Annotated in this window: 4 protein-coding genes; 1 reads left to right on the forward strand and 3 read right to left on the reverse strand. The window is 40.9% G+C overall.

Annotated features, from left to right (window positions below; genetic code table 11):
* Window positions 1-167: 167 nt before the first annotated feature.
* The 3 genes from QZ158_RS07635 to QZ158_RS07645 form a co-directional block, all read right to left on the reverse strand.
* Window positions 168-1,322 (reverse strand): MFS transporter, encoded by a 1,155-nt coding sequence (locus tag QZ158_RS07635; RefSeq protein WP_293887316.1) that lies wholly within the window; start codon window positions 1,320-1,322, stop codon window positions 168-170.
* Window positions 1,323-1,475: 153 nt separating this feature from the next.
* Window positions 1,476-2,216 carry an amino acid ABC transporter ATP-binding protein gene (locus QZ158_RS07640; RefSeq protein WP_048690604.1) on the reverse strand — a complete coding sequence of 247 codons (741 nt, stop codon included), beginning with the start codon at window positions 2,214-2,216 and terminating at the stop codon, window positions 1,476-1,478.
* Entirely contained in the window at window positions 2,216-4,420 is a 2,205-nt protein-coding gene (locus QZ158_RS07645; protein WP_293887319.1) for an ABC transporter substrate-binding protein/permease, read from the reverse strand. Before QZ158_RS07645 ends, QZ158_RS07640 begins: the two co-directional genes overlap by 1 nt.
* A 265-nt stretch (window positions 4,421-4,685) precedes the next feature.
* Between QZ158_RS07645 and QZ158_RS07650 the strand changes: the two genes are divergently transcribed.
* A partial coding sequence (locus QZ158_RS07650; protein WP_293887321.1) for a CPBP family intramembrane glutamic endopeptidase occupies window positions 4,686-5,428 on the forward strand: 743 nt, incomplete at its 3' end.

Consider the following 5,428-nt stretch of genomic DNA (forward strand, 5'->3'; position numbering starts at 1 on the left):
AGTTCCATGACTTAGTTTTGAGCCTAAGGTCTCAAAACTCCCGAGTGCCTGAAACCATTGTGTTTCAGGCACTTTTCTCACAGCGGAAAGTTTTTTATCTTCTTAAATGGCAAAATAAGTTATCTTTTGAAAAGTATCTAGCTGTTTTATGTAAAATAATAGTTTGTTTAATCCTGCTGATCTTTTAAAAGATAGAGAAGAGAGAAGGCTAGGAGTGCCATAGCAATACCTAATACGGTAAAAATGAAAGCGTTGCTGTCGGAGATGATACCAATGGTATTGAGGGCGAAAGGTGTAATGGCCGCTCCAAAGCTACAACCCAAGACGGCTACAGAGGTCACCTGGTTTAACCGTTTAGCAGGAATCTTGGCTGACAAGATTTGGAAAACCATGGTGAGAGCAGTGCTATACGTATAGCCGGAGAAGAGGGCGGATAGAGCAAGAAGAGGGATACTTGGAGAAAGGGCTACAGCCATCATGGAGAATCCGTAAGCAATCCCGGCATAAGTGATCAATTTGCTCTTGAACAAATGTACAAGACCAGAGAAGGTGAGACCAGCTAGAATTCCGATTAGTTGCATAGCACTTAGAATGAAGCTAGCTGAATTATGTTGATCCTTGAACGTGTAGGCGACAATACTTGGAATGCGTAGAGTTACTCCGACGTTGCATAGGACAATCATTGCGGCTACAATGGCCAAAATAATAGTTAACTTCCATTCTTCTTTTTGGAGTGGTTCTTTATAATTGGCTTGTGTATGCTGACTTTCTTCTTGCTGGTGGTAAGGGACAAAGGTCATGAAGAGAAAGAGAACGATTAAGCCTGCCCCGTAAGCTAGGAAGCTAGAAGTCCAGCCGAATTGGAGGAGGAAGCCGACCAATAAAGTGACGAGGGCTGTTCCTACGACCTCGGCAGAACCACGAAATCCAAGAGTTTGGACTCGTTCACGTCCATGATAGCGTTCGCTGATAATGGAAATAGCCTTAGCATTGATCAAACCGACACCCATTCCAAAGATGAAACGAGAGATGAAGAGGATAGGATAAGCTTGGTTAATGAAAGGGACCATTCCGAAGATTGAGAGGATTAACAGACCAGTGATAATCATCTTTCTCTCATCCAAGAAGCGTTCGATAAAGGTGTTGAGGAAGAGGGTAAGCATAATCCCAGCGGATGGAAGGGATACCAAGAGTTCGATTTGACTTTTAGGGAGATCCTTATAGCATTCAAACATATGGGGAAGTGCACTAGAAATCGAAAAAGACGTCGTTAATACAAGAGATAAAGAAAGGATACTAACCTTTTCTAATAATTTTTTCATAATCATCCTTCAGTCACATATTTGGTCAAAAGACACTCTACTATGGTATAGTTTTTTGCTTCATTTAGCAAGTTATTTAAATGAAATTTTTCAATATTTTTCATAATTGGAAAAAGAAAAAAACTGGAGGTTTAACTCCAGTTTTTATTTCTATTAAACGTTTAAGACTTTATCCAAGAATTCTTTCAAACGTGGGTGTTGTGGGTTGTCGAAGATTTGGTCTGGTTTGCCATCTTCGAGGAATTCCCCATCAGCGGTAAAGATGACACGATTGGCCACTTGGCGCGCAAATCCCATCTCGTGGGTAACGATAATCATGGTCATGCCTTGTTTAGCCAAGTCTTTCATAACGTTCAGTACATCTCCGACCATCTCAGGGTCAAGGGCAGAAGTCGGTTCGTCAAAGAGCATGACGTCTGGCTTCATTGCCAAACCACGCGCAATGGCCACCCGTTGTTTCTGACCACCTGACAAGCTATCAGGAGAGACATCAGCTTTGTCAGCCAGTCCAACCTTTTCCAAGAGTTCCATCGCTAATTCCTTAGCTTCTTCACGACTCATGCGTTTGTGCTCCAAAGGAGCAAACATGATGTTTTCGATAACACTCATATGAGGAAAGAGGTTGAAGTGCTGGAAGACCATCCCGACATTTTCACGGACGATATCAATGTTTGTTTTAGGGTCAGTAAGGTCATAGCCGTTCACGGTAATCTGTCCCTTGGTTACTTCTTCAAGAAGGTTAAGACTGCGTAGGAAGGTGGATTTACCAGAACCAGATGGTCCGATGATACAAACCACATCTCCTTCGTAGAATTTTGTTGAGATGCCTTTTAGGACCTCATTTTCACCGTAATATTTGTGGAGGTCATGGACATCAATTTTTAATTTAGCCATTAGTTAGCCCTCTTTTCTAATTGTTTTGCAAAGCGTGTCAATAAGGTAATGATGACGAGGTAAAAGACCGCAAGGATCGCATACATCTTGAAACTTTGGTAGTTTCGAGCGATGATAATCTTACCAGTCTGGAAGAGCTCGACCAATCCGATCGCAGACACGATGGTCGTATCTTTCAGTGCAATAACGAATTGGTTGACAAAGTTTGGAAGCATCAGTTTAGTTGCTTGAGGCAAGATAATCTTGCGCATGGTCTTGCTGTATGAAATCCCGAGGCTTCGACTAGCTTCCATCTGTCCGGCTGGTACGGCTTGAATCCCACCACGAACAATCTCAGCAATATAAGCAGCAGCATTGAGTGAGAGAGCAATGGTACCTGCAAGGAAGTCATTGATTGGGGATTGGTGACCAGTCATGGACTCGATCAAATTAGGAATTCCCCAGAAGATAAAGGCAGCAAGAATCATCAGTGGGATACCACGGATGACATCGACGAAGATCTCAGCAGTCCAACGAAGCCATTTATAAGGACTCACACTGAACATTCCAAAGATGATCCCGATCACCATAGCGATCGCAAATGATAGAAGTGCTAGTGCAATAGTGACCCCAAGTCCACTTAACAATTGTTTGTAGTTGTTTTGGAGCAAGCCCCAGATAGTTGTTTCATCCACTGAGGTAGATTCTGTGCTTTCTTCGCTATCGCTTGAAAGGTACTTATCCAAGATTTTTTGGTATTCGCCACTTTCTTTTAAGTTGGCCAAACCGTTGTTAAACATTTCAATCAATTCAGGATTAGAATCTTTTTGAACAGCAAAGGCAATTTGACCACTTGGAGTACCTTCGATAGGTGTTTTGAATTTACGTCCTTGTTTAATGGCGTATTTGATAACAGGTTCGTCATCCATGATGGCAGCTACAGAACCTGAGTTCAAACTGTCATACATAGAAGCCCCATCTGAGAAGGTTTTGATTTTATAGCCATACTTACTTTTGTTTTCCTCGAGGAAAGTTTGAGAAGCAGTACCATTTTTGACACCGACTGTTTTTCCTTTTAGGTCTTCGTAGGAAGAAATGTTACTAGTCTCTTGAACAGCAAGAATTGAATTTGTTGTATAGTATGGATCAGAAAAGTCAAAGGTTGCCTTACGTGCATCTGTCACAGTCATGCCGGCAATCATTCCGTCCGCATTTCCGTTCTGAACATCACTGACTGCGGCATCAAAACCGGGATTGCTAATTTCTAGAGTAAAGCCTTGGTCTTTGGCAATGGCCTTAATTAATTCCATATCAATCCCAGTGTATTTACTTTGATCATTTTGGAATACGAAGGGAGCAAAAGAGGAATCACTAGAAATTTTGTATTTTTTCTTCTTAGGAGTTGCTTTTTGGCCTGCTTTTGTGCTCGTTTCAGGAACAGCAGAAGTGCTGGCGGTAGTCGTTGTTGAAGATGATGATTGGCTGCTTCCAGTCCATTTTTCAATAATTTGGTCTAAAGTACCATCTTTCTTCATTTGAGCAAGGGCAGTATTGAATTGTTTAATAAGGTTTTCATGGGACCCATCTTTTTTGACCCCAAAAGCAAAGCTTCCAACAGCTTCTCCTTCCATATTAATAGAAAGATCTTGGCCTTGCTTAATGGCATATTCGATAACAGGTTGGTCGTCCATAATGGCATCCACTGCACCGGTTGATAAACTATTGTTCATCAAATCACTGGTATCGAATGTCTTGATTGTATAACCGTACTGATCTTTGTTCTTCTGAAGGAAGCGTTGAGCAGCTGTTCCGTTTTTGACTCCGACCGTTTTTCCTTTGAGCTGGTCATAGGAAGTGATTTTGTTAGCTTTCTTGGTCGCAATCACGACTTTTGTATCATAGTAGGTATCAGACATCGCAAAAACTTGCTCACGTTCCTTGGTTTTGGTCATCCCTGCCATAATGGCATCGGCTTGACCAGCTTGAACTGCATTGACCGCTACATCAAAGCCTGGGAATGACTTTTCTAAGGTCCAACCGTTGATTTGAGCGACCTTATCCAAGATTTCTACATCAATACCTTTATAAACTTGGTCTGAGTCTTTGAATTCGAAGGGTGCATAAGCCGTATCGAAAACGACTTTTACAGTTTCAGCCTGTGCTTGACTCGCAAAGGCGAATAGTGGAAATAAGAAAAGCAAACATGCTACTAGTTTTTTCTTCATTTCGTTCTCCTTTATATCTAATCCACTGGTCTAAAGAAGATCAATGGAAGGGATACCCTAAGAGGGCTTTAAAAAAACAAAGAATTCATACTGAAAACAAGTATGAATTTCAATCATTTATTTTTTATAAGGTTTATCATACCACAAATGAATATTTAAATCAAGAATTTTAACTAATTAATGTTAGGTTTTCTAACATCATTAAATATTGCAGTCTCTGATTTTCTTTGCTACAATGAAACTATAAGATAAAAGGAGGAAGATAATGAAGAAAGGTAACATAATTCAAGATATAAAAACTAACACCTCATGGCCAGTACTTGTTTCTACACTATTCTATGTGTTTTTAACCTTCCTATTTGTTGAAGGTGGGCTTTGGTTTGGGAGTGAGTTTGTAGAACCATTTTCTCTAGTCATAGAGTTTTTAACAGAGCTCTTTTCACCAGGCAATGGAGGAGCAAGTGTCCAAGAATTTTTCTACCATTATTTTCTTTATTATGAGCTCTTCAGTTTTGTATTCATCCTCTTACTCTTTATTTTTTGGGTGAAGTTCATTGAGAAGAACCCCTTATCGACTTTAGGTTTTATAAAAAAGAACTGGCTCAAGTATCTAGGTTGGGGAATCTTGCTTTCACTGCTTCAAATGGGTGTGATTGCCCTTGTCTACCAGGTGGGGGGAATCGGTTCTTTTGAGCTTAATGAATTAAGTTTAGAACCCATCCTATTTATTCTAGGCTTGTTCCCATTTTGGCTCCTTCAAGGAGGGACGGAAGAAGTAGCGACGCGGGGTTGGCTCCTAACTCGGATTGCAGCAAGAGCTAATCTACCCTTAGCAATCGCGATTTCTAGTAGTCTCTTTGGCTTTCTTCATCTGGGAAATTCAGGAGTGACCTTCTTATCCGTTCTGAATATCATACTTGATGGGGTGCTAGCTGGTCTGCTCTTTATCTATACCGATAGTATCTGGCTAGTGGTCGCTCAACACGGTACTTGGAACTATGTACAAGG

Origin of the sequence: Streptococcus sp. A12, from assembly GCF_905372335.1 — a bacterium.
Lineage (GTDB): Bacteria > Bacillota > Bacilli > Lactobacillales > Streptococcaceae > Streptococcus.

What these genes read in the sequence shown, in the direction of transcription:
- QZ158_RS07645 (WP_293887319.1), bottom strand. Translation starts at nt 4,420, where the DNA reads ATGAAGAAAAAACTAGTAGCATGTTTGCTTTTCTTATTTCCACTATTC.
- QZ158_RS07635 (WP_293887316.1), bottom strand. Translation starts at nt 1,322, where the DNA reads ATGAAAAAATTATTAGAAAAGGTTAGTATCCTTTCTTTATCTCTTGTA.
- QZ158_RS07640 (WP_048690604.1), bottom strand. Translation starts at nt 2,216, where the DNA reads ATGGCTAAATTAAAAATTGATGTCCATGACCTCCACAAATATTACGGT.